This window comes from Nocardia pseudovaccinii, assembly GCF_050942345.1.
In the GTDB taxonomy this organism is placed as follows: Bacteria; Actinomycetota; Actinomycetes; order Mycobacteriales; family Mycobacteriaceae; genus Nocardia; species Nocardia pseudovaccinii.
The window spans coordinates 7,840,753-7,864,460 of sequence record NZ_CP192074.1; the positions used below are offsets into that span (position 1 = coordinate 7,840,753).

A 23,708-nucleotide genomic window follows, 5' to 3' on the forward strand; every position below is an offset into this window, starting at 1 on the left:
CGGCTCTATGGTGGCCCCATGACCGGACAACGCATCTTGGTCGTGGACGACGAGGTTCGAGTTCTCGCGTCGCTGCGGCGCGGGCTCGAACTCTCGGACTTCGAAGTGGTCACCGCGGGAGACGGCGCCGAGGCGCTGTCGATGGTCCACAGCGCCGAACCGGACGCCATGGTGCTGGATGTGAATATGCCGAATCTCGATGGGGCGGGCGTGGTTACGGCATTGCGCGCGATGGGCAACGACATCCCGATCTGCGTGCTGAGCGCCCGAACCGCGGTCAGTGATCGCATCGCGGCCCTGGAGCGCGGCGCCGATGACTACCTGACCAAACCCTTCGACCTCGGCGAACTCGTCGCCCGCCTGCATGCGTTGCTGCGCCGTCGGCCCGCGCTGATCCGGCCGTCCGGCGATGACCAACGCCAGGTCGGACAGGTGCGCATCGATCGGGCCGGGCATCGGGTGTTCGCGAGCGGACACCAGGTGGAACTGACCAAACGGGAATTCGAGGTGCTCGCGCTGCTCGCCGAGAACATCGGGATCGTGCTCAGTCGCGAGCAGATCCTTTCCGCGGTCTGGGGTTACGACTTCACCACCGACACCAATGTGGTGGATGTGTTCGTCTCCTACCTGCGGCGGAAGTTGGAGGCGCACGGTGCACCTCGGGTGATCCACACCGTACGCGGGGTGGGATTCGTACTGCGGGAGGAAGCATGAGCGCCGACAGAGGAATCGTGAGCGAGCAGCGGCAGCGCGAGCGAGCATCGGCATCGGCAGCGGCAGCGGCAGCGGCAGCGGCAGCGGCAGCGGCAGCGGCACAACGATCCGAGCGCCGACGAGTCGGTGGAGCCGGGCAGTGAAGTCTCCGAAAGGCAAAGTGTCCCTGTCGTTGCGCGCTCGTGTGGCGCTGGTGTCGGGCGTGGTCGCGGCGCTGGTCGCGGTGACGCTCGGCATCGCCTACACGGCACTGCTCGACGCCACCGGTTCCCGCCAGTTCGACGAGACGGTCTCGACCATGGGCGTCGCCATCGCACCGCCGCTGGATACACCACCACACGTAGTGATTCGGACGCTCCTCGATCCACCGCCCTTGCCCGCCCCCCAACTGAATCCCGTCCCCGAACCACAGCCCCTCCCCACCCGGCAACCCGGTCCCGCAATCCCTGCCCCTGGACCGGGCCCCGCAGTCCCCGCCCCGCAATCGGATCCCGCGATCCCCGGCCCACAACCCAGTCTCGCAATCACCACCCCACAACCCGGTCCCGCGATCCCCGGCCCACAACCCGGTCCCGCAATCACCACCCCACAACTGGGCCTCGACATCCCCCTCCCCTACCTAGATCCCTCCCTACCTGGGCGGGTGATCGTGGGCCCCGGGGATGTCCGCACCGCTGTCGCAGGCGCGCCCGGTTTAGTAGTGCGGCTCGAACCCGATCGCGCACTGGTGGATTCGGCCATCCGCCGTAGCCAGCTGATCGGCGTCGGGATCGGCATCGCGGGCGTGCTGCTCGCCGCGGTGCTCGGCTGGTTCCTGGCCGGTTATGCCGCGCGGCCACTGCGCAGACTGGCCACCGCGACGCACGGCATCGACACCCTCGAACAGCTCCCGCCGCTGAGCGGCCGCGGAGCCCGTGAGGCGGAAGAACTCTCCGACGCCATCACCCGCATGCTCACCCGGCTAGAGGCGGCGCACGGCGCCACCAATCGCGCGCTCGCCAGTGCCAGGGACTTCGCCGCGGTCTGCGCCCATGAACTCCGCACACCACTCACCGCGATGCGCACCGACCTGGAAGTCTTGGCCACCAAGGACTTACCCGCCGAGCAGCAGCGCGCGGTCCTCGCCGACGTCCTGCTGGCCGAGCGCCAGATCGAGAACACCCTGACCGATCTGGAACAACTCGCCGTCGGCGAACTCACCGAATCCGACGCCTTCGAACCCTTCGAACTCTGTGAAACCCTCGACCGCGCAGTACAAGACGCCCGCCGCAGACACCCCGAGGTCAGCATCGCCCTGACCGAATGTCCCGCGACCACGGTGACCGGCCTGCCGGGCGGCCTCATGCTCATCGTCACCAACGCGGTCGCCAACGCCGTACAACACGGTCACGCACGCACCATCACGATCGCCGCCCATCACCGCGAACCGAGCATCGCCACCGCGAGTTCTGTGAATCCAAGCCTGGCTGGCGCGAACCCCGCCGATCCAGGTAATACCTCTCCAAGCGTTGTCGGCGGACCCGCCGATCCAGCCACGGCTGGCCTGTACCCCGCCGATCCGAAGGCTGCGGCCCCGAACGGCGACGTGAGCCGGGCCGATCCGAATGCATTCCGACGCAAGGCGGCCGCCAAAGTCGAGATCGTCATCGACGACGACGGCACCGGCATCCCCGAATCCATCCGCCCCACCGCTTTCGACCGCTTCATCAAAGGCCCCGGCTCCCCCGGCTCCGGCCTAGGCCTCGCTCTTGTCCGCCAACAAGCCGAACTCCACTCCGGCACAGCCGAACTCGACTCCAGTCCACTGGGTGGCGTCCGCCTGCGCGTCCGAATTGCCGCCTTGGACCCCCGCTGAAGCTCAGTCGCCCATATCTTTGAGCGACTCGGTATCGAACGTGATGCTCACCGGCTTCGGGAGACTCACCGCGCTCCCGAATGGATAGCGATGCAAGTCCTGATAGCCATCCTCGTCCGGCTGGCTGTGCACGACAATCTTTCCGGCCTCGCGATCGATGAGCAGATAGATCGGAATCCCAGCCTGCGCGTAGGCGAGCGGCTTCTCGATTCGGTCACGTTGATTGGTATCCGAATCATGTGAAGTAACCTCCACTGCCATCACTACGGCGTCAGGCGATGCCCACTCACCGGCACCCGCGAATGAATCGGGGGGCGCCAGAATGCCGTCCGGACGTGCTCGCCCCTTGCGACAAGACCCAACTGCCAACCCCTGCCCGATGACGTGCAGAAACAACTCAGGGTTCAGCGGCAGCAGCAGCAGGAGCAGCCAGTTGAGTATCCGGCCATGATCGCCATCGGGCACTCGTTTGACCCCCAGTCGTCCACCGATAAGTTCAACCTGCACGCCTTCGGTCTCGCGCTCGACGGCGCGAGCGATCGACTCGAACTCGGTTGTAAAAATGGGACCATCCTCCGACGCAAGAGCCGGGTCCCTATGTACCGCAGTCACAGCCCGCCTCCTCGGTTTCTGCCCACCAGACAATGGATCCTGCCTCATAGTCGTTCCCTATGAGGCAGGATCCCGCAGTTCGGCGACAACCGCCGGAGTGGCGAACCTATTTCTGGCCCTTGGGTTTGTCGGAGGCAGCATCAGACGACAGGGCGGCTACGAACGCTTCCTGGGGGACGTCCACGCGGCCGATGGTCTTCATGCGCTTCTTGCCCTCCTTCTGCTTCTCGAGCAGTTTGCGCTTACGGCTGATGTCACCGCCGTAGCACTTGGCGAGCACGTCCTTGCGGATGGCGCGAATGTTCTCGCGGGCAATGACTTTCGAGCCGATGGCGGCCTGGATGGGCACCTCGAACTGCTGGCGCGGAATGAGTTCGCGCAGTTTGGTGGTCATCTTGTGGCCGTAGGCCTGGGCGGCGTCGCGGTGCACGATCGCGCTGAACGCGTCCACCGCTTCGCCCTGCAGCAGAATATCCACCTTGACCAGCGCCGATTCCTGCACACCCGACTCCTCGTAGTCGAGGCTGGCGTAACCGCGGGTGCGCGACTTCAGCGAATCGAAGAAGTCGAAGATGATCTCGGCCATCGGCATGGTGTAGCGCAGCTCGACTCGGGTCTCGGACAGATAGTCCATGCCGCCGAGTTCACCGCGCCGCGCCTGGCACAGCTCCATGATCGAGCCGATGAATTCGCTGGGCGAGATGATCGTGCACTTGACCACCGGTTCGTACACATGCCGGACCTTGCCCTCGGGCCAGTACGACGGATTGGTGACGACGTGCTCGGCGCCGTCCTCCATCTCCACCTTGTAGACCACGTTCGGCGCGGTCGAGATCAGGTCCAGATCGAATTCGCGCTGCAGGCGCTCGCGGGTGATCTCCATATGCAGCAGGCCGAGGAAGCCGCAGCGGAACCCGAAGCCCAGCGCCACCGAGGTCTCCGGCTCATAGGTCAGCGCGGCGTCGTTGAGCTGGAGCTTGTCGAGCGCGTCGCGCAGGTCCGGATAGTCCGAGCCGTCGACCGGGTAGAGACCGGAGTACACCATCGGGCGCGGCTCGCGATAGCCGGTGAGCGGTTCGCTCGCACCGCCGCGCGCGGAGGTCACGGTATCGCCGACCTTGGACTGGCGCACATCCTTCACGCCGGTGATCAGATAACCGACCTCGCCGACGCCGAGGCCCTGGGTGGGCTTGGGCTCCGGGGAGACGATGCCGACCTCGAGCAACTCGTGTGTCGCGCCGGTGGACATCATCTTGATCTTCTCACGCGGAACGATCTTGCCGTCCACCACGCGGACGTAGGTGACCACACCGCGATAGGTGTCGTAGACCGAATCGAAGATCATGGCGCGCGCGGGCGCGTCCGGATCGCCGACCGGCGCGGGCACCTGCTTGATGACCTCGTTCAGCAGCTCCGTGACCCCGACACCGGTCTTACCGGAGACCCGCAGGACGTCATCGGGTTCGCAGCCGACGATATGCGCGATCTCGGCGGCGTAGCGGTCCGGATCGGCGGCAGGCAGGTCGATCTTGTTCAGCACCGGGATGATCGTCAGATCCTTGTCCAGCGCCAGGTACAGATTCGCCAGTGTCTGCGCCTCGATGCCCTGTGCCGCGTCGACCAGCAGCACCGCACCCTCACACGCCTCGAGCGCGCGCGAGACCTCGTAGGTGAAGTCGACGTGGCCGGGCGTATCGATCAGGTGCAGCACGTAGTCGGTGCCGTCGACCTGCCAGGGCAGCCGCACATTCTGGGCCTTGATGGTGATGCCGCGCTCGCGCTCGATGTCCATCCGGTCCAGGTACTGGGCGCGCATCGCCCGCTCCTCGACCACACCGGTGAGCTGCAGCATGCGGTCGGCCAGCGTCGACTTGCCGTGGTCGATGTGCGCGATGATGCAGAAGTTCCGGATCCGGGCGGGATCGGTGAACGTCGTGTCGGCGAAGCTGGCGGGCACTCCACTCCTCATGGGTATCGGCAAACTGCCATCCATCGTCCCATGCGCGAGGTAGCGGCACTGTCAGCGGTTCACCGTTCCGCGTTCTGTACCACTTTTCAGCCGCGGTAGCCGGTGCCGGGGATGCGGAGCGTGTAGTCGGCGCACAGGTAGGTCTCGGGTACCTGCTCGGTCACCGGCACCTCGAAATAGTCGTCCTTGGTGCGGACCGCGAGGTACTGGTCCTTGGCATCGCGATGACACCACATCCCGGTGAGGCCGTGGCCGTACGGCGAGTAGTCGGAGAACAGGCAGGTAATGCAGGAGAGCAGGCGGATGTCGTCCGGGAACTGTTGCCCGAGCCGGAACAGCGCGTCCTCGAAGTATCTGTCGGTGCCCTGATAGGTCTTCCCGTCGATCTCGATGGCGAGTTCGAGTGACTCCCCCGCCCCGCCGGGCGGCAGTGTCAGCCGGAAGTGGATCACACCGGCTCGGCGCTGGTCGTGCAGTTGCACCGAGCAGGGCAGTTCGCCGGAGAACGCGCAGCCCGAGAGGACATCCCACTGGTCGACGGGCAGCCCGACCCGAAGTGCGGCGCCCTTGTCATAGGGGCCGAGCGCGTCGAAGTCCGGGCCCGCCACCGGAACGCCACGGATAACCGTCCGGATATCGAACCGGTTCGCACCCCAGTGCCGCGATGGCCCGAGCCGCCACATGATGGGCTCGGTACCGTGCCCGTCGGTGTAGTTTCCCGGAAAAACCTGCGGCTGCACAGCTCGATCCTTCTTCCACGACGAATTGCCCGACTCTAACGGAGAATTCGCCGTATTTTCGGCGGGTGGAGAAGTTGGTTTTCGTCCTGCGCCGATCTGATGCCGAGGCGACCGAGTCGTGGTGCGAATCGCTGCGGACCGCCGTGGCCGCGCGACTGGTCGACCTCGGGGTTGCGGGTGTCACCGTCTATGTCCGTGATGCGGCAGTCCAGGCCGCGCTGATGCGAATGGTGACGCTCGACCCGCCGATCGCCGCGGCCGTCACGGTCTGGGTCGAGCAGAGCTACGGTCCCGTGGCCACGGCCGCGGCGGATATCCTCGCCGAATTCGCGACCGCGGCACACGGCTACCTGGTGACCGAGTCGGTGCCGCTGCGGCTCGACGATTCGATCCCGACCCGCACCGAGGGGTTCGGCAACCTCGCCTTCCTGCGCAAGCCCGCGGAACTCACGCAGGCGCAATGGCTGAGTGACTGGCAGGGACGGCACACCGCCGTGGCCGTCGAGACGCAGTCGACGTTCGGCTACACGCAGAACGTGGTGGTCCGGGCGATCACCCCGGACGCGCCCGCCATCGATGCCATTGTCGAGGAACAGTTTCCGGCCGCGGCGCTCACCGACCCGCTTGTCTGGTACGGCGCGCGCGACGCGGCCGAATTCCAGGATCGGGTGCGGCGCATGCTGGACTCGGTCGCGCGGATCGGTGCCGATCGCGACCTCGATACCGTCTCCGCCAGCAGATACCCGGTGCTGCAACCGTTTTCGACACGGACAACGCAGCGGACCGGCGCATGATGCGCGAACTCGCCCTACCGGGCGGTAGGCAGCGCTGATGAGAACGCGAGATCGCGCCGTTACCATCCAAGGATGGCCCGAACTTGGAACACGATCGGCAAGCAGCTAGGCCTCATCGCGAAGGAGCAGGGTCCCAAGATCGTCAAGCAGCAGGGACCGAAGCTGGTGGACAAGCTCCAGCGCTCATCACTGCTCGAGCGCGCGGTCGGGTCGCTGGCGACACGTAAGGCGCCCGCGGTCGCGATCCGGCCGACCGCCTCGACCCCGGTACCGACCGGCGAGCGGGCCAGGCAGATCGTTTACTGCCCCCAGCTGGACGGTCGGGCCGATCCGGGCGAGATCGTGTGGACCTGGGTGCCCTATGAGGAGGATCCGAATAACGGCAAGGACCGCCCGGTGCTCGTCGTCGGACGCGACCGCCGGACCCTGCTCGGGCTGATGCTGTCGTCGAATCCGGAGCGCGCGCACGACCGCGACTGGGTCGGAATCGGCAGTGGCAGTTGGGATCACGAGGACAGGCCGAGCTGGGTCCGCCTCGATCGAGTACTCGACGTCCCGGAGGACGGCATCCGTCGCGAAGGCGCGATCCTGGCCCGCAAGACCTTCGATCTGGTCGCCCATCGACTGTGCGCCGAATACCACTGGCACTGACTGGGAAGCAGGCCTGGGTGCAACCGACGCGCTCGAACGCTGCGCTGACATCGTCGACGAGCCGTACGTCGCAGCGTTATGGGGGACAACCTATTCGAGTTTGTTCCGCAACCGACCGTTGAGAATTCCTCGCCGACCCGACAGCATGCATGATTACCGTCGCCAGCTCACCGAGCCCAGAACACTTCAGCACTGTCACCGTCGTTGACGACCAGGTGACAGCGATCGAGGTGGGTGCCTTGACCTGCGGCGAGGAATATTGGTTGGCGGACCCGATGGTGGTCAACGGTGCGGGATCGGACGTGGACACCGTCAGTGGCCGCTCACCGCCCTGGGAGCACGGCGCATTTCGTCGCGGCGACGCACGGTTCGCAGACCACATGCCTGCGCCACGCTCGCACCCTCCAGGACATACTGCAGTGCGATCAGAACAAAGCCGAACAGCCACCGCCACAACGTCTGCCAGAAACGCGGACGCCGGCCATTCTTCCACCGCACCACCCGCATTCCGAGCAACAGCTTAGCGACGCTGCCACGAACCAACAATGTGCCGACCACGTGATTGACGAAAGACACCGCAACGACACAGGGAACAAAACCCGCGAGGAATTCCACAGCGCCGTCGGTATCAGGAAAGACCCGTACCGAAACCCCCAGACCGACAGTCAGGGCCAGTAAGCCGTCGATCATGGCCGCCAAGGCCAGGCGATTCTCACCTGCTTCCTCAGGAACATCCCCCTGCGGCCGAGATTGCGGATGCCGACCGCCCCCGCGGGCTCGAGGGCTCGGATATTGAACACTCACTCGACGCATTGTGCCTCACTCCCGGATCCCAAGCCATACGCTCGACCCGGTAGCGAGACCCGCACACGAACGATCAAAGGCCCAGCACCACAATGGATGCGCAACTGCACCGGGCCACCCTGTCCGATCCTTGATCGGCTCCGCCGCCGCTACTGCGGTCGATCCCTCCCGATGAACGCTGCTACCGGGGCGGGCGGGGCTGATCAATCGTAGTCATGGACCGCTGAGCCGGATGACGATCCCTACACCGTGAACCATATGAGCCCCGACGGTTATTGGATCCGAACGAAGCAAACGCCTACCTGCGGACCATCTACGAGGTCGCCAGCAAATAGCGAGGGCATAAACACGGTAAGGGGATCTCAGCAACGCTCGGCGGCCAATTCGACGGCACAACCGCATGCCCGCTTCAAGGCGGTGCGATCTCGACGCGCTGCGGCCGAAAGTACTTGCGCGGGAACCGTAACCGGTTCACCGTGCTCAGGTGTCGTTAAGGATTCCTTAAGACCGATCGCCAAGCATGATCGCGAACCAGTGGTCTACCTATGGATTTCACACGGATTCGGACTCTGATGCCGAATAGTCGCTTACTGCTGTTGCGACAGTTGATTTTGATTCGATCAGGAGCCTTGATGATCTCGACCCGTCTTACCCTCCTTGGGCTTTCCGCGCTCGTGCTGGCCGCTACCGCCGGTCTGGCGGCGGCTCCCACTGCCGCGGCGCAACCCCCGCTGCCGACCTACACCTGCAAGTACACGCCCATCGTAAATGTCTTGGCAGTATTCAACTCGATGAAAGCGCGTAGGTGCACGGCGTCACCGGGCGCCCCGTTGGATGACACATATTTCTATCCTGTCAGGATGGAAAACAGCGTCACCGGCGAAAAATGGGAGTGCGGTGCTGCGTTTGCATACTTCGACAATCCGATCTACCCGGGAATGCCATACGCAGAGGAGGTGCTCAACGCCGGGGTGGACGCGAGCAACTGTCGCCCTATCTGACCGCGCGGCGCGAACGATATAGCCGTTCTGGAGTGACCATTCTCCACAGTGTTACTTATTTCGATTTCGAACAGGAACCACGATGATCACAACCCGCCATGCCGGCCTCGGGCTGCCCACACTCGTCCTGGCCGCCACTGCCGCCGGCCTGGTGACCGCCCCCACAGCTACGGCACAAGCCCTGCCGACCTACACCTGCAAGTACACACAGCTCACCCCATTCGGATCCGTGAAAGGGCGTGAATGCACGGCCGCGGCGGGTGCCCCTTTAAGCGGCTGGCACATTTTAACTTTCCAAATAGAAAACAGCGAAACGGGTGAAAAATGGTTGTGCCGAGACGTCGAGGCGGCCATTATCCCGTATAATATGGACAAGATCGATCCGAGTTATTCCGATTTTGAACGGGCGTACGGTCGCGGGGCAGATGCAGGGAGCTGTGACCGCATACTGGACTGAATCCGTTTACGTGCGGGATTGCACTGGCCCTCGTGAACTCGTTCAGTCGGAGACATGTCCAATTATCGGTGCTTATTCAGTGAAAACCGCTGAGTCGACAGCAGGACAACAAGCTAGAACTTCCCGACTTGGCGAAGGGCCGCAGACGCTGATGCATCTCATGGCTCGGCCCGGGCTTACTCGCCCGAACCCCGCAACGGTTCAAGGGATCCGAATGTCAAGCATCCATCTGTTGTCTCGGATCCGCAGAAGCTCGGGATCTATACCGAACTGAATTTACTGGGGAACATCGCCCCAGCATGTTGGCCGTGAACCAGTGAGTACACAGAGGAGGTTGAGTACACCATTGAGCAGATATCCAGAGCCACTGGACGATCCCGAGTCGATCGGAGCCGCAACGGTGGTCGAGGTTTGAGCAGAAAGATCGGAGGCGGCCGACGCGGTCGGAGCAACGGTCGCAACCAAAGCCAGACCAGTGGCGACGCCCGCCAGCGAACGCTTCAGCCGAACATGTGCAGTACTGGTTTCCATGGATCGTGTCTATCTTGCTCGGAGAGCCAGGGGCAACTCTGCAGAGGCCCTCAGGACTGGGGATAACTCGAAGTCTCTCAGCTTGTGCTTTGTGTCGGGGTTCGCGCCGGGCCAGGACCTGCCCGAGCGGGATTCCGAAGCCGTTGACCAGCAGCGACCGTTTGATGCACTTTTGCGGCGGTCGACCGGAGACGGTCCGGCGTGTTCTCCACCGTCGGGTGCTTTGGTGATGCAGCCGTCGACAGCGACGTCGTCGAGGGCCAGCCCGACGATGCGGTCGCAGGTGTCCAGCGCGATCGTCTTCAGCCGCGCGCGTCCGGGAAATCAGGTACCGACTCCGCCTGGGTGATCTGCGCTGCCATCGCAGCACTCACTGGTCGGTCTGAAGGCGCGGGGAGGCGGTCAAGACACCATTTCGCGGGAACGGCCGAAGAGCAGACCGTAGACCAGCGCGCCCAGTACGCCACCGATGAGCGGGAACACCACGAAGACCCAGACCTGGGGTCCCGCACCGTTCTGGTAGAAGGCGACGGCGAGGCTGCGGGCCGGATTCACCGAGGTGTTGTCCACAGGGATCGAGATCAGGTGGATCACCGCGAGCGTGACGCCGATCGACAGGCCGGCCAGCGGAATATCGGAGATCTGGTCGGTGGAGGCCAGCACCACGAATACCAGCAGGGCGGTCAGCATGACCTCGATGATGATCGTCGCGGACAGGCCGTATCCGTTCGCGATCACCACCTGTCCGAGCGGACCGCGCACCGCGGACGGACTGTGCTTACCCCAGCCGTTCGCCCCGAGTCCGTCGACCGCGCGATCGTAGGACGGCAGATTCTTCGCGATCGCGAACAGCACTATTCCGGCCAGGAATCCGCCGATCAGCTGCGCGATCACATAGCCGACCGCGGAGATCACCGAAAGCCTGCCGAGCAGCAGCTGCCCGAGGGTCACGGCCGGATTCACATGGCAGCCGGAGATCGGGCCGATCGCGTAGACCAGGAACAGCAGAGACAGGCCGAAGGCCAGTGCCACACCCAGCGGCCCGACGCGCTGACCGGCCAGTACCGCGGTGCCGACACCGCTCATGACCAGAATGAATGTGCCGAGCGCCTCGGCGGCCCACTTCTTGGCCTCCGGCGTCGGCTCCAGTTCGGTGACTTCCTCGACGACTTCCTGAGCAGTGGGAGACATACGCGCCACCTTCCGAGAGGATCTTCCCCGTATGCACGGGGTTTGCCTTGGACCTGCTACGAAAATCACGGCTGATGTGAAACTGGACGTTACGCGAGACGGGTGAGCACTACAACGCTGACCCTTTCGAGCGACCCGCAAGCGATCGCTACGGCCGGGCTCGGCTAGGCGAGCCGGGTTATCTCCACCACAACCTCCAAATCGGTCGAACCGCCGCCGGAGAAAATGCCCTTCAGCGGCGGCACATCCGCATAGTCACGGCCGACGCCGACGGATATGTGCTGTTCGTTGATGGCGATATTGTTGGTCGGGTCGTAGCCCCACCAGGCACCGGTCCAGGCCTCGATCCAGGCGTGCGACTGTCCCGCGACCGTCGTATTGATCTCGGCGGCGGGATTGGGATGCAGATATCCGGAGACGTAGCGGCTCGGAATCCCCATGCTGCGCAATAGCACCAGGGTCAGATGCGCGTAATCCTGGCATACGCCTTGACGTTCGGCGAAGGCCTGCACGGCCGAGGTGTGCACCGAGGTGGTACCCGCGATGTAATTCATTTCGCCGTGCACCCATTCGGACGCGCGCACAACGGCTTTCGCGGGCGGGACGCCGCGCGCGAGCTGTTTCGCGATCGCCGCCAGCTTCTTGTCCTGTGGAACATAGGCGGTCGGCGAGAGCATTTCGTCGAAACGGTCACCGATGTGTTCGTAGTGCAACTCCTCCCAGGACAGCTCTTCGGCCGGACCGGCGAACGGTTCGGTCTCCACCACCGATGATCCGGTGACCTCCAATTCGGTATGCGGCGCGTGCAGATCGAAGGAGGTGACCGCGGTGCCCCAGTAGTCGGTGTAGCGATAGGACCGGGTGGATGGCACCGTCTCGACCCGATTCAGGATGACGTTCTGCCTGCTGTCCGCGCGCGGAGTGAGCCGAGCCTCGTTGAACGACCGGGTGACCGGGGAGTCATAAACATAACCGGTGGTGTGCACCACCCTGATCCGCCAGCTCACAGCTCTCCCTCCACCTGCGCATGGTTATCGTGACTGCTGCGCAGATCGGTCCAGGCCACCCACGGTGCGGCGTGGAAGTACTGCAGCGCGATCGCCTCGCTGACCTCGCGACAGGTCTTCTGCAGCGAGAGCAGGCGATTCTGCAGATCCTCCAGCAGCGCACCGGGCGGCAGGAATTCGAGTTCGCTGCGGGCCCTGCCGAGCAGCCGCTGCGCCTCGTGTCGCGCGCCGACCCGGCTGCTCGGGCGCTGATCGAGTTCGGCGAGGCAGGCCTCGGCCACCCGCACCGAATGAAACACCGAACGCGGGAAAAGCCGGTCCAGCAGGATGAATTCGGCGACCAGATTGGCGTCGAGCGCGCCGCGATGGGTGCGCAGATAGGTGTCGTGCGCGCCCGCCGAGCGCAAAACGGTCACCCAAGCCGGTGACGAGGTGCGGTCACCCGCGCGCGAAAGCAGCAGGCGCACCGTCATATCCACGCGTTCGATGGAGCGGCCGAGCAGCAGGAAGCGATAGCCGTCGTCGCGGCTGAGTGTGGAATCGGAGAGACCGGCGAACATCGCCGCCCGATCCTTGATGTAGTGGAAGAACTCGTGCGGGCCGAGACCGCGGGCGGCCTTCTCGGTGGCTGTGAGCCCGATATAGGTGGCGTTCAGGCACTCCCACATCTCGCTGGAGGTGACTTCGCGTGCGCCCCTGGCGTTTTCGCGAGCATTGGCGATCGAGTCGACAATGGAATTGCCGTGGTCGTGATTGAAGGCCACCAGGTCGGTGACCGACCAGACATCGAGTTCGACGTCGGGCGGTTCGATACCGAGTACTCGCAACAGAACTCGCGAGGTCCGGTCCGGGTCCACCGTGGCGTCCTCGAGCAGCTGATGCACCGCGACGTCGAGGATGCGGGCGGTGTCGTCTGCGCGTTCGACGTATCGTCCGATCCAGTACAGGGATTCGGCGTTGCGGGCCAACATCAGCGCGTCACCTCGCTCTGCTGCTGACCCCGACCTAGTCGCTGATCCTGTCGCATCGATCCCAGCCGCTGTTCCTGTTGTTGCTGCTGCTGTTGCTGATTCGACTGAGCCGGGGTCAATTCCCGGCCGAGCTCACGTTGATCGGATTGCGGCGGGTCGCTCACCAGTTCCTCGCCCGCCAGCTCGCGGTCGGCGGGTGAGGCGCGCCCGGCAAGGACCCAGGTGTCCTTACTGCCGCCGCCCTGACTCGAATTGACGACCAACGACCCCTCCGGCAATGCCACCCGCGTCAAACCACCCGGCAGCACCCAGATGTCTTCGCCGTCATTGACCGCGAAGGGCCGCAGGTCGACATGACGCGGCACCAGCTCGTTGCCGATCTTGGTCGGCACAGTGGACAACTGCACCACCGGCTGGGCGATCCAACCCCGCGGATCCGACTTGATCTTGCGCCGGATCGTCTCCAGTTCCCGTGGCGTGGCCACCGGACCGATGACGATGCCGTAACCGCCGGACCCCTCGACCGGTTTGATCACCAGTTCGGCGATGCGGTCGAGCACCTCCTCGCGCTCGTCGTCGAGCCAGCAGCGATAGGTATCGACATTGGGCAGCACCGGTTTCTCGGCGAGGTAATACTCGATGATCGTCGGCACATAGGCGTAGGTCAGCTTGTCGTCGCCGACACCGTTGCCGATCGCGCTGGAGATGACCACATTGCCCGCCCGCGCGGCATTCACCAGTCCGGCGACGCCGAGCACGGAATCGGGCCGGAAGTGCATGGGGTCGAGGAAGGTGTCATCGATGCGGCGATAGATCACGTCGACTTGGCGCTCCCCCGCCGTGGTCCGCATGTAGACGACATTGTCGCGGCAGAACAGGTCGCGCCCCTCGACCAGTTCCACCCCCATCTGCCTGGCCAGCAGCGAATGTTCGAAATAGGCCGGGTTGTAGACGCCGGGCGTGAGCACGACGACCGTCGGATCGGCCTCGTTCGGCGCGGCCGAGGCGCGCAGCGCGGCCAGCAGATGCGTCGGATAATCGCCGACCGCACGCACCCGGTGCGAGGAGAACAGATCCGGGAAGACCCGCGCCATGGTGCGCCGGTTCTCCATCACATAGGAAACCCCGGACGGTGAGCGCAGATTGTCCTCGAGCACCCGGAAGTCGCCGCGCTCGTCGCGGATGAGATCGATTCCCGCCACGTGGATGCGCACGCCGTTGGGCGGCACCAGTCCGGCGGCCTCGCGGTGGAAGTGCTGACACGAGGTGACCAGCCGCTTCGGGATGACCTCGTCGCGCAGGATGTTCTGCTCGCCATAGACATCGGCGAGGAACAGCTCCAGCGCCGTCACCCGCTGCTTGATCCCGCGCTCCAGCTTGGCCCATTCGGCGGCCGCGATCACCCGGGGCACCAGATCGAGTGGGAAGGGCCGCTCCTGTCCGGAGAGCGAGAAGGTGATGCCCTGATCGATGAAGGCGCGGTCGAGTGCGTCCGAGCGGGCCGCGAGATCGGCCACGTCGATCGGCGCGAGCGCCGAGAAGATTCCCCTATATGGCTGACGCACCCGGCCCTGCCCGTCGAACATCTCGTCGAAGGCGTCCGCGTACCGGCCGGGACGGTAGCCCTCGAATAGTCCGGATGTGGTTGCTCTGCCGTTGCCGTTCGCATGCCCGTTCGACCGGACACGGGTCGGCGCAGGTGATCGTGCCGAACGTGGCGGCGAGGCGGGAGTCATGCAAAAATCGTGCTACACGCAGCGTTGATGCCGTGTGAGACACAGGTAAATTTCTTGCATCACTCCAGGTTTACGCCCCCTTACAGCGGTCGGTAGCGTTGCCGGTCGAGCCGTTCGCGCGGTGGCGATTTCGCGTGCCGCAGTGGCAGTGATTTCGTGTGCGACGCAGCGGCTGGTACCCTCGACCTTCGGCGTCGCGTTACCTGATTACTCCGGTTGTCAACGCGCGCTCGCGAACTTTTCAGCACAGTCCACCAGCGACAGGAACACGAGGAAACAGGCGTGGCCAACATCAAGTCCCAGATGAAGCGGATCCGTACCAACGAGGCGGCGCGCCAGCGCAACCAGTCGGTCAAGTCCGAGCTGCGCACCGAGATCCGCAAGGTCCGCGAGGCCTTTGCGGCCGGCGACAAGGCGAAGGCCACCGATCTGGTCGTCAGTGCCAGCCGCAAGCTGGACAAGGCCGCCTCGAAGGGCGTCATCCACGCCAACCAGGCCGCCAACAAGAAGTCGGCCCTCGCGCTGGCGCTGAACAAGCTCTGATCGCACCGGTACCGCTGCGGTACCACCCATACGTTGACGCAGCCGCCGTGGCCTCGATGACCACGGCGGCTTTTGTCGTCGCTGATCGACTATTGCGAGGATCACTTTTCGGTCCGGTAGCCTGATTTCGGGTATTTCTTCAGCAATACTTCAGCAATCGCTCGCTTCGGCGCCGATGCGGCCCCCTGGGCGTTGAGCGGATCCGTCCCGACAGATGCCAGGTCATCGAGACTGCCCTGGGCAAATCGGCAGGAAAGTGGCGTACCCACCAACATCCCCAGGTCATCCCCCGCATCCCATTCCTCGAGCCGAATTCTGATCGGGCACCACATGTCGGAGGTTCCCGCTACGATTCGGCGCATGGTTACCGTGTACGCCAATCAGACGCCGGTTCGCTCCGAAGATCTGCCGGACATCATCCGCGCAGCCGAGGTCCTCGGCATCGGACTGAAGATCGAGAACGTCATGGTCCCCGATGAGGAAGGCGGCTACTCGCTGGAGTGGATCGTCACCCGGGACGAGGAAATTCCGGTCTACGAGGAGTGGGAGGGCCGGTACGAGGAGTCCGAAGAGGACATCGAACTGGTTCTCAGCTCGGTCGAATAGATCCCTGCGAATCCGCACCCGCACCGAGCGGGTGCGGATCTCCGAGTGCTCAATCCAGGTCGGCGTTCAAACGATCCAGCGCGGCCTGGGAGTCGGCATCGGCCGCGCGATAGATGATGATGCGCTGGTCCGGATCCTGTAGCGGCATGAGCACTTCGAAATTGACCACCAGCGGCCCGACCTCCGGGTGGCGCAGCGGCTTCCTGCCGCGCCCCTGCACCCGCACGTCGTGCCTGGCCCACCCCTGCGCGAACTCCTCGCTGCGTGCGGTGAACTCGGCGACCAGGTCGGCCAGTTCCTGATCGTCCGGATGGGCCGCCCACGCTGCGCGCAGATCGGCGATGCCCGCGCGAATGATCCGATCCCGATCGCAGTAGAAATCGCGCATGGCGGGATCCAACAGGCACAGCCACATGGAATTGCGCTGCCGCGGTGGTAGCGCGCCGAAGTCGACGACCAACCGCGCCATTTCCGGATTCCACGCCAGGATGTCGTAGCGGTGGTTGATCAGCATCGCGGGCAATGGCGACAGATCGTGCACCAGCAGCTCCAGCGCGGGCGCGGGGACAGTGCTCGGTTTCCCGGCATTCGGCTGGCGCTGCTGGGCCAGATCGAAAAGGTAGGCGCGCTCGTCGGTATCGAGGCGCAGCGCGCGTGCGAGCGCCTCCAGGACGTCCGCGGATGGGCGAAGGCCGCGCCCTTGTTCCAGCCGCACGATGTAGTCGGTGCTCACACCCGCCAGCTCGGCGACTTCCTCACGGCGCAGACCAGGGGTGCGCCGAGCCTGTTTGCGCGGGGGCAGCCCTAAGTCGCCGGGATTCAATCGCTCGCGCCGAGCGCGCAGAAAGGCCGCGAGTGCTTGTGCCCAATTCGCGGAACTCCCCGGCCCCCCGTGGTCACGCGAGCTACCGCCTCCGGGCCTCAGCTCGCTCCGCTGTGTCGCATTCACCGTGCTCGTCATCGCCCTCGATCTTACGGCTGACTAGGACTGGCCTTCCCAGGAAAAACCTTCCCTTACCCACACTCTCGCGCCGTTCCAGACTCGATGACACCGGAAACGAAGTACGAACGACAGGAGCACGACATGTCCGGAGCCCGCACCCTCGATACCTACCGGTTGCTCGGCCGCTCGGGTCTTCGGGTGTCTCCGCTGTCCCTCGGGACCATGACGTTCGGCGCCGATTGGGGTTGGGGCGCCGATAAGGACGAGGCCCGCAAGATCTTCGACACCTACGTCGAGCGCGGCGGCAACTTCATCGATACCGCGAGCCAGTACACCAACGGCACCTCCGAGCAGCTGCTCGGCGAGTTCAGCGCCGCCAATCGCGAAAGTCTGGTGCTGGCAACGAAATACACGATGCTGCGGCGGCCGACCGATCCCAACTCCGGCGGCAATCACCGCAAGAGCATGGTCGGTTCGGTGGAGGCCAGCCTGCGTCGGCTGAACACCGATTACATCGACCTGCTGTACTTGCACGCCTGGGACTTCCTGACCCCGGTCGAGGAGATCCTGCGCGCCATGGACGATCTGGTCCGCGCCGGGAAGGTGCTCTATGTCGGCATCTCCGACGCACCGGCCTGGCAGGTCGCCCGCATGCAGACCATCGCCGACCTGCGCGGCTGGTCCCCGCTGATCGCGCTGCAGATCGAGTACAGCCTGATCGAGCGGACCGTCGAACGCGATCTCATTCCGATGGCGCAAGAACTCGGCCTCGGTGTGGTGCCGTGGTCGCCGCTGGCCAGCGGGGTGCTCACCGGCAAGTACAGCCGCGCCGATTTGGCGCACGATTCGGACAGCTCACCCGAGGGCACCCGCAAGAACGTAGCGGCCGCCAACGGGTCGCTCACCGAACGCGGCCTGGTGATCGCCGACGTGGTGAAAGATGTTGCGGCACAACTGGGTAAGACGCCGTCACAGGTAGCGCTCGCCTGGACACTGCAGAATCCGGGCGTCACGGCACCGATCATCGGTGCCCGCACGGCAGCGCAGTTGGAGGACAACCTCGGAGCGCTCGAGGTCGAATTCGACACCGCGCAGCTGGACCGGCTGCAGCAGGCCAGCGCGATCGAGTTGGGTTTCCCCCACGACATGCTCGCCCGCCCGATGACCCGCGGCGTGACCTTCGGCGACCTGAAAATCGAAGGCCGCAACTGAGTTTCACCTGATGGGGTGGTGCGAGTCCGGCTCGCACCACCCCATCAGCGCGTCGGGCCGGAATTCCGCCGAATGGTCGCCCGACGACGAGAAGTTCGTTGGCCGATGCCTCGAATTCCGTCGTTGTCCTGGCTGGCGGACTCGATGGCAGAAGCATTCGAGGGGATCGTTCAGTTGGTGACCGACGTGGTCGCCGATCTTCGGCAGTCGCAGGAGCCGGTTCCCGAACCGCGGTGAATTGTCGCCGTCAACCTGCGCTCGGTGCCCCTCCGCCGCGGTATTGCATTCACGGCACCCACTCAGCTTGCGGAGTGCAGGTCCAGGATCTGCGTGAGTGCGTGTTCCAAGGCGTAGTTGGCGTCGGCGGCACCGCCTTTTACGTCGGCATTCAGCGTGGCGACGACTTGCAGGGCCGTACCGATGCTGGCCTGGTTCCACCCCCGCGCTTGGGCCTGGGCCTTCTTCACCTTCCATGGCGGCATGCCCAATTGCTGGGCCAGCTTGAACGGGTCGCCGCGGCCCGCGGAACCGACGCGGGCAATGGTATGGATGGAGTCGGCGAGTGCGTCGGCGAGCAGTATATGCGGTACGCCGCGGTCATTGGCCCAGCGCAACGCCTCCATGGCACCGGGTCGATCCCCGGCCACCGCGAGTTCCGCGACATCGAAACCGGAGATCTCGGCCTTGCCGGAGTAGTAGCGGCGTACCGCGGCGATATCGATCTTGCCGCCGGTATCGGCGGCCAATTGTGAACAGGCGGCGGACAATTCCCGCAGATCCGAGCCGACCGCCTCCAGCATCACCTGCACGACCTCGCTCGAAACCCGCACCCCGGCATTGCGGAACTCGCCGCGCACGAACTCCACCCGCTCAGCCGCCTTCGTCAACTTGGCGCAATCGTGCACCTGCGCACCCGACTTCTGCAGCGCAGGGGCCAGCGCCTTGGCCCGGCCGCCCCCGGAGTGCAACACTACGAGCACCACACCTTCGGGCGGATCCGCGGCGGCGTCGGTGATCACCGCGACCGCCTCCTTACCCGCCTCCGCCGCCGACTCGAGCACGATCACCCGATCCTCGGCGAACAGCGAAGGGCTCAACAACTCCGCCAGTTCCGCGGTGCTGGCATCCCCGGCCCGCAGTCGATCAACGGGTACCGCGTCGGGGTCCGGCGCATCGGCCCGCACCTGCGCCGTAATCCCCGCGATGGCCCGTTCGACCAACAGCTCTTCATCACCGAGCACCAGGTGCACTGCCGCAGTCCGTTCGGTCACGACTGCACCTCGCTGGCGCTCGGCTCCGTCGTGCCTGACGGTGCTGTGTCTTTGGTTCGCTCGCTGCGCTCGCTCACGCGAGCATCCTACGGTCCGTCACCGACACGTCCTCACACCTCACAGGCACCTCCGATTTGTCACCGTACTTGTTCGAACTCGGACCTCCCGGTCGTCTGGCTGTCCTTCCTTCATCGACAACCAGGCGCTGTAGTCGGCAGATGACTGTCCCGACTTCGGCCGGACGCGGGCCAAGACCTGCGCTCGGAAGCTGCCCCGAGGTCGATCAGCTTTGTCCAGATCGGCGCACGAACTATCGGGACGGCGATCTGGCTCGTCGAGCCGTCAGGGTTCGCAGCTGACGACCCTCACCTAGAACCAGGACGTCGCCTTGTTGATCGGTCCGGGCAACGGTGACGCCCAGCCCGGCCAGATCCGCGAGCACACCGGGGTGCGGATGGCCGAAGGTGTTGTCGGCACCGACGCTGACCAAGGCGAGTCGAGGGCGGACGGCGGCGATGAATTCCTTTGTGGTCGTGCGGGAGCCGTGGTGCGGCAGCTTCAGCACGTCGGCCTGAACGGGAGCACCCGAGTGGAGCAGTCGTTGTTGCGCCGGTGCCTCGATATCGCCGGTGAACAGAATTCGGCCCGCGGGAGTGGTGGCGGCGATGACAATCGAGCGGTCGTTGGCGTCATCGGCGCTCGGCGGGCCGGTCGGGCGGTGTGCGGGCGGGGCCGGGGCCAGTACGTTCAGTTCGATAGCGCCGAAACGCAATACCTGTCCCGAGGACAGCTCCAGCACCGGGATGTGAGCCTGTGCTGCGAGACTGGCGACTTGCTCCGGACCGCTGACCGATGCCCGCCGATCTCGTGGTGAACGCGGTGCGTTGGACGTGCCCGTCGACTCATCTGAATCCGCCTCGGATCTGGTCGAATTCGATATTCGCACCTCGCCGGTGCGTGCGGATTCGACGTCGACCGTTGTTCCGGACAGCTCGCCAGGCCCGACACCCACGGCATCGACCGTCCGGCCTTGTAAGGCACCGCCCAGACCAGCGATGTGGTCGGCGTGCGGATGTGTCAGCACGAGTAGCGAGATTCGGTTGATGCGCAGACGATTCAGACAGGTGCGCATGATGCGCGGGTCCGGACCGACATCGATGACCACCGCCGTGTGATTACCGACAGACAATGCGAGTCCGTCACCCTGTCCGACATCACAGACGGCCAACACCCACCCAGCGGGTGGCCAACCCGGATGCCAGACCCGCACCGGAATCAGCACGACCGCGACGCCCAGCAGAACGGCAGTTGCCAGACGACGCAATGCCGCCGACCGCAATGCCAGCACAACGAGAACTACTGCCGCACAGGCGATAGCCCCGCCGGTGAGCCCACCGCGCACGGAGATCTCCGCGCCAGGCACATTCGCCGCGTGTTCGGCGACGAACAGCAGCCACCACAGTGGCGGTTGCGCACAACGCAGTATCAGTTCGGCAAGCGGAGGCCAGGCCGCGGCGAGCGCGGCGCCGAAAGCCCCGAGCACCGTGATCGGTGCGATTACCGGTTCGACCAGGATATTCGCGAGGATCGCAACCAAACTGAGCCGTCCGGTCAGCGCGATCACCAGCGGTGTCGTCACGACGAACGCGGCGGCCGATACCGCGACGATCTCGGCTGGCACCCGCCACCAGCCGCGGGCGCGCAACCAGTCCGCCCAACTCGGCGCCAATAGGATCAGTCCGGCGGTTGCCAGCACCGACAGTCCGAATCCGGCACGCACCGCCAGTTCCGGCCACAGCGCGAGCAGACCGATGACCGCCGTGCAGAGCGCGGGCAATGCCTGCTTGCGGCGTCCGGTTATCAAGGCGAGCAAGGTAATCGCACCCATTGCCCCCGCCCGCAGCACACTCGGGTCCGGACGTGCCACCACGATGAACATCAGCAGTGCCGCCGCCGCGACCGCTGCACCGACGCGCGGGCCCAGGGTGAGCAGCCGCACCGCACCGAGTACCACCGCCAACAAGATCGTGAAATTGGCCCCGCTGACCACGCAGATATGTTCCAGCCCAGCGATTTCGAACTCCGCACGGACTTCGTCGGACAGCGCGGACGTGTCGCCCACCACCAGCGCGGGCAACAGCCCGGCCTGCTGTTCGGGTAGTACGCGTGCGGCCGACGCGAGGTCGGTGCGCACTGCCGCGGCGACCCGTTGCCACCAGGGCAACGCGCCGACCACCACCGGCGGTCCCTGGGCACGCAACGTGGCAACGGTGAGATCGCGGTGCCATGGCAGCTCAGGTCTGGCCCGAAACTCCACCGCCTGTCCGGGCAACAGCCCGTCCCAGTCCGCACCGGACCCGAGCACCACCACGGTGCCACCCGCCCGCACCGTCGAACCGCCTTGCCGGTAATCGCGCAACTGTGCCCGCACCGTCCACCGCTGCTCACCCCCGAATGCGCTGGACCGCACTGGTTTCGGATCATCTGTGGGTGTGACGACCACACGGACCGAAGCCGCTGCGTTTCGCAATGGATGCGTCGCCACCCGGTGCTCGCGCCACGCCCCGGCCACCGCGAACCCGGCACCCAACAGCAGCGCCGCGAGTGCGGCAACGGCGACCACCCGCCATCGCTCACTGGGATGGGCCGCCGCGCGCAACAGCCCCACCCAGAGCCCGATCGCCAGCAGCACCAGCACCGACGCCAGCACCAGACCGGCCACCCATCCCACCGTCAGCGCGACAACCGTTGCACCCCAACAACTCAGCGCCGCAGGCAGCAACCGTGCGTCGAGCACCGGTACCGCCTCCATCGACGGCTCGCCATCCTCGGCAGCCCGGCGGTCGATATCGCCCTGTCCGTCCGACACACCTTCGATTGCGGTCATACCGTCACCAGATCGCGCAGACGGGCGAGGCGGGCCGGGCCGATACCGTCGACCTCACCGAGTTGGGCGACATCGGTGAATCGTCCATTCGTGGTGCGCCAGGTGACGATTGCGCGAGCGGTGACCGGGCCGATGCCGGGCAGGGCGTCGAGTTCGGCTTCGGTTGCGGTATTGAGGTCGACTTTGCTCGACGGGCGTTGTGCCGCAGCGGAATTCGGAGCCGATCCGCCTGGCGGTCGTCCGCCTGCACTGATCGTGGTGCTGCCGAGTTGCGGCCCCACGTTCGGGCCACTTGGACCAACGAGAACCTGGTCGCCGTCCTGGAGACGCTGTGCGAGGTTGAGTCCGCTCAGATCCGCGCCGTCCTTGGCACCGCCAGCGGCGGCGAGTGCGTCGGCGACCCGTGCCCCGGCGGGCAATCGCACCAGGCCGCCGCGATGTACGAGGCCGACCACACTGATCACCAATTCCGTTGTGGGACTGGCGGTTACCGGCACGGCTGATGGTCCGGATCCGGATGATGCCGCCATGCTGACGCTGGGCAGCTCAGCCGGTACCGTGCCCGTGCTGATGCGCACCGCCGACGGCAGCGGCACCGCCTGCGCGACCGGTCGCTCACGCAACACCACGACGGCCGCGACGACCACCGCGGCCAGCCCGACCGCGACGAGCGTCACCAGCCCACGCCACCCCGGATCCAGGCGAGTCCCCCGAAATCGTTCCGGCACAAGCCGATCCCGCCAAGCCGAGCGCCGCTGCGGCACATCCAGCCAACTCGGTGCCCGCACCTCGCCGACCCCGTCGTCATCATCCTCGAGATCGGCCCCGGCCGCCTCGGTAGACGAAACCTCAGGATCGGACTCCACCGCCTCGGATAACTCCTCGTCATCCCACCGCCCACCGCGAACCGGCGGCTTGCTTCGCCGCCCCGATCGCTGTCCGGACCTCGACGAACGCGGCGAACTTCGGCACAGCTCGGCGTCGGTACGCGCCGGACTTCCGGCACCGATCGTTCGGCTGGCACCGACTCGCTCGGCCAATACGCTCAGTCGTCGGCGAATCCGCTCACGCTCGTCATGTCGGGACATGGCGGCGACGCTAGTCCCGCGACAAGGTCGGGAATCAGTGTCGACCAGGCGAGATAAAAAGTCTGTTGATAACTCCGAGCCTGTGGATAACCCCGCCCGCACGGACGCGAATACTTGCCCGACAA

At 65.3% G+C, this 23,708-nt stretch carries 21 protein-coding genes and 1 pseudogene; 9 read left to right on the forward strand and 13 right to left on the reverse strand.

From position 1 onward, the window contains the following. Nucleotides 1-18 precede the first annotated feature (18 nt). Together ACQPZ2_RS35490 and ACQPZ2_RS35495 are read left to right on the forward strand one after the other, a co-directional pair. Entirely contained in the window at nt 19-714 is a 696-nt protein-coding gene (locus ACQPZ2_RS35490; protein WP_433522405.1) for a response regulator transcription factor, read from the forward strand. Between the two features lie 139 nt (nt 715-853). Further along, a complete protein-coding gene (locus ACQPZ2_RS35495) occupies nt 854-2,569 on the forward strand; it encodes a sensor histidine kinase (RefSeq protein ID WP_433522406.1) in 1,716 nt (571 codons plus the stop codon). Between the two features lie 3 nt (nt 2,570-2,572). On the opposite strand, the gene ACQPZ2_RS35500 is transcribed toward ACQPZ2_RS35495, so the two are convergent. The 3 genes from ACQPZ2_RS35500 to ACQPZ2_RS35510 form a co-directional block, all read right to left on the reverse strand. Then, nucleotides 2,573-3,181 (reverse strand): Uma2 family endonuclease, encoded by a 609-nt coding sequence (locus ACQPZ2_RS35500; protein WP_433522407.1) that lies wholly within the window; start codon nt 3,179-3,181, stop codon nt 2,573-2,575. Nucleotides 3,182-3,287: 106 nt separating this feature from the next. After that, a complete protein-coding gene (gene lepA / locus ACQPZ2_RS35505) occupies nt 3,288-5,174 on the reverse strand; it encodes a translation elongation factor 4 (RefSeq protein ID WP_433522408.1) in 1,887 nt (628 codons plus the stop codon). A 62-nt stretch (nt 5,175-5,236) separates the two neighbouring features. Next, entirely contained in the window at nt 5,237-5,890 is a 654-nt protein-coding gene (locus ACQPZ2_RS35510) for a DUF6304 family protein (protein WP_433522409.1), read from the reverse strand. A 65-nt stretch (nt 5,891-5,955) separates the two neighbouring features. On the opposite strand from ACQPZ2_RS35510, the gene ACQPZ2_RS35515 reads away from it, so the two are divergent. Then, a complete protein-coding gene (locus ACQPZ2_RS35515; protein ID WP_433522410.1) occupies nt 5,956-6,684 on the forward strand; it encodes a hypothetical protein in 729 nt (242 codons plus the stop codon). A 72-nt stretch (nt 6,685-6,756) separates the two neighbouring features. Continuing rightward, nucleotides 6,757-7,335, forward strand: a complete 579-nt coding sequence (locus tag ACQPZ2_RS35520; RefSeq protein WP_433522411.1) for a type II toxin-antitoxin system PemK/MazF family toxin — start codon at nt 6,757-6,759, stop codon at nt 7,333-7,335. 312 nt (nt 7,336-7,647) lie between these two features. On the opposite strand, the gene ACQPZ2_RS35525 is transcribed toward ACQPZ2_RS35520, so the two are convergent. Beyond that, complete coding sequence (locus tag ACQPZ2_RS35525) at nt 7,648-8,025, reverse strand: RDD family protein (RefSeq protein WP_433527609.1); 378 nt, start codon at nt 8,023-8,025, stop codon at nt 7,648-7,650. A gap of 746 nt (nt 8,026-8,771) precedes the next feature. On the opposite strand from ACQPZ2_RS35525, the gene ACQPZ2_RS35530 reads away from it, so the two are divergent. Beyond that, a complete protein-coding gene (locus tag ACQPZ2_RS35530; RefSeq protein WP_433522412.1) occupies nt 8,772-9,140 on the forward strand; it encodes a hypothetical protein in 369 nt (122 codons plus the stop codon). A gap of 82 nt (nt 9,141-9,222) precedes the next feature. Beyond that, nucleotides 9,223-9,597 (forward strand): hypothetical protein, encoded by a 375-nt coding sequence (locus ACQPZ2_RS35535; protein WP_433522413.1) that lies wholly within the window; start codon nt 9,223-9,225, stop codon nt 9,595-9,597. Between the two features lie 640 nt (nt 9,598-10,237). Here ACQPZ2_RS35535 and ACQPZ2_RS35540 read toward each other — a convergent pair. The 5 genes and pseudogenes from ACQPZ2_RS35540 to ACQPZ2_RS35560 all read right to left on the reverse strand — a co-directional run. Next, nucleotides 10,238-10,440 (reverse strand): annotated as a pseudogene (locus tag ACQPZ2_RS35540) (IS5/IS1182 family transposase); the annotation flags it as partial. 90 nt (nt 10,441-10,530) lie between these two features. Further along, a complete protein-coding gene (locus ACQPZ2_RS35545) occupies nt 10,531-11,319 on the reverse strand; it encodes an aquaporin (RefSeq protein WP_433522414.1) in 789 nt (262 codons plus the stop codon). A 164-nt stretch (nt 11,320-11,483) separates the two neighbouring features. Continuing rightward, the gene (locus ACQPZ2_RS35550) at nt 11,484-12,326 is read right to left on the reverse strand and encodes a transglutaminase family protein (protein ID WP_433522415.1); all 843 of its coding nucleotides are present in this window, start codon (nt 12,324-12,326) and stop codon (nt 11,484-11,486) included. Then, a complete protein-coding gene (locus ACQPZ2_RS35555) occupies nt 12,323-13,297 on the reverse strand; it encodes an alpha-E domain-containing protein (RefSeq protein WP_433522416.1) in 975 nt (324 codons plus the stop codon). Before ACQPZ2_RS35555 ends, ACQPZ2_RS35550 begins: the two co-directional genes overlap by 4 nt. Next, on the reverse strand, nt 13,297-14,883 hold the full coding sequence (locus tag ACQPZ2_RS35560; RefSeq protein WP_433527610.1) for a circularly permuted type 2 ATP-grasp protein: 1,587 nt from the start codon (nt 14,881-14,883) through the stop codon (nt 13,297-13,299). Before ACQPZ2_RS35560 ends, ACQPZ2_RS35555 begins: the two co-directional genes overlap by 1 nt. Nucleotides 14,884-15,315: 432 nt before the next feature. On the opposite strand from ACQPZ2_RS35560, the gene rpsT reads away from it, so the two are divergent. Both rpsT and ACQPZ2_RS35570 read left to right on the forward strand, forming a co-directional pair. Next, on the forward strand, nt 15,316-15,576 hold the full coding sequence (rpsT, locus tag ACQPZ2_RS35565; RefSeq protein WP_040687883.1) for a 30S ribosomal protein S20: 261 nt from the start codon (nt 15,316-15,318) through the stop codon (nt 15,574-15,576). Between the two features lie 360 nt (nt 15,577-15,936). Beyond that, nucleotides 15,937-16,182, forward strand: a complete 246-nt coding sequence (locus ACQPZ2_RS35570; RefSeq protein ID WP_040687907.1) for a hypothetical protein — start codon at nt 15,937-15,939, stop codon at nt 16,180-16,182. Nucleotides 16,183-16,231: 49 nt separating this feature from the next. Here the strand turns inward: ACQPZ2_RS35570 and ACQPZ2_RS35575 are convergent, their stop codons facing one another. Then, nucleotides 16,232-17,143: a helix-turn-helix domain-containing protein gene (locus tag ACQPZ2_RS35575; RefSeq protein ID WP_433522417.1), complete on the reverse strand. Its 912-nt coding sequence runs from the start codon at nt 17,141-17,143 to the stop codon at nt 16,232-16,234. Between the two features lie 123 nt (nt 17,144-17,266). On the opposite strand from ACQPZ2_RS35575, the gene ACQPZ2_RS35580 reads away from it, so the two are divergent. Beyond that, the gene (locus tag ACQPZ2_RS35580; RefSeq protein ID WP_433522418.1) at nt 17,267-18,337 is read left to right on the forward strand and encodes an aldo/keto reductase; all 1,071 of its coding nucleotides are present in this window, start codon (nt 17,267-17,269) and stop codon (nt 18,335-18,337) included. A 299-nt stretch (nt 18,338-18,636) separates the two neighbouring features. Here the strand turns inward: ACQPZ2_RS35580 and holA are convergent, their stop codons facing one another. The 3 genes from holA to ACQPZ2_RS35595 all read right to left on the reverse strand — a co-directional run bounded on the left by holA (nt 18,637) and on the right by ACQPZ2_RS35595 (nt 23,583). Continuing rightward, nucleotides 18,637-19,608, reverse strand: a complete 972-nt coding sequence (gene holA / locus ACQPZ2_RS35585) for a DNA polymerase III subunit delta (RefSeq protein WP_433522419.1) — start codon at nt 19,606-19,608, stop codon at nt 18,637-18,639. Nucleotides 19,609-19,918: 310 nt separating this feature from the next. Next, a complete protein-coding gene (locus ACQPZ2_RS35590) occupies nt 19,919-22,495 on the reverse strand; it encodes a ComEC/Rec2 family competence protein (protein WP_433522420.1) in 2,577 nt (858 codons plus the stop codon). Continuing rightward, nucleotides 22,492-23,583 (reverse strand): ComEA family DNA-binding protein, encoded by a 1,092-nt coding sequence (locus ACQPZ2_RS35595; protein ID WP_433522421.1) that lies wholly within the window; start codon nt 23,581-23,583, stop codon nt 22,492-22,494. The genes ACQPZ2_RS35590 and ACQPZ2_RS35595 overlap by 4 nt, the downstream gene beginning before the upstream one ends. Nucleotides 23,584-23,708 lie beyond the last annotated feature (125 nt).

Bases quoted from the DNA above. Each gene is read 5' to 3' on its own strand.
- ACQPZ2_RS35575 (WP_433522417.1), bottom strand. From the start codon at position 17,143: ATGACGAGCACGGTGAATGCGACACAGCGGAGCGAGCTGAGGCCCGGA.
- ACQPZ2_RS35525 (WP_433527609.1), bottom strand. From the start codon at position 8,025: ATGATCGACGGCTTACTGGCCCTGACTGTCGGTCTGGGGGTTTCGGTA.
- ACQPZ2_RS35490 (WP_433522405.1), top strand. From the start codon at position 19: ATGACCGGACAACGCATCTTGGTCGTGGACGACGAGGTTCGAGTTCTC.
- ACQPZ2_RS35595 (WP_433522421.1), bottom strand. From the start codon at position 23,583: ATGTCCCGACATGACGAGCGTGAGCGGATTCGCCGACGACTGAGCGTA.
- ACQPZ2_RS35560 (WP_433527610.1), bottom strand. From the start codon at position 14,883: ATGTTCGACGGGCAGGGCCGGGTGCGTCAGCCATATAGGGGAATCTTC.
- lepA (WP_433522408.1), bottom strand. From the start codon at position 5,174: ATGGATGGCAGTTTGCCGATACCCATGAGGAGTGGAGTGCCCGCCAGC.
- ACQPZ2_RS35545 (WP_433522414.1), bottom strand. From the start codon at position 11,319: ATGTCTCCCACTGCTCAGGAAGTCGTCGAGGAAGTCACCGAACTGGAG.
- ACQPZ2_RS35570 (WP_040687907.1), top strand. From the start codon at position 15,937: ATGGTTACCGTGTACGCCAATCAGACGCCGGTTCGCTCCGAAGATCTG.
- ACQPZ2_RS35530 (WP_433522412.1), top strand. From the start codon at position 8,772: ATGATCTCGACCCGTCTTACCCTCCTTGGGCTTTCCGCGCTCGTGCTG.
- ACQPZ2_RS35555 (WP_433522416.1), bottom strand. From the start codon at position 13,297: ATGTTGGCCCGCAACGCCGAATCCCTGTACTGGATCGGACGATACGTC.
- ACQPZ2_RS35590 (WP_433522420.1), bottom strand. From the start codon at position 22,495: ATGACCGCAATCGAAGGTGTGTCGGACGGACAGGGCGATATCGACCGC.
- ACQPZ2_RS35580 (WP_433522418.1), top strand. From the start codon at position 17,267: ATGTCCGGAGCCCGCACCCTCGATACCTACCGGTTGCTCGGCCGCTCG.
- ACQPZ2_RS35535 (WP_433522413.1), top strand. From the start codon at position 9,223: ATGATCACAACCCGCCATGCCGGCCTCGGGCTGCCCACACTCGTCCTG.
- ACQPZ2_RS35520 (WP_433522411.1), top strand. From the start codon at position 6,757: ATGGCCCGAACTTGGAACACGATCGGCAAGCAGCTAGGCCTCATCGCG.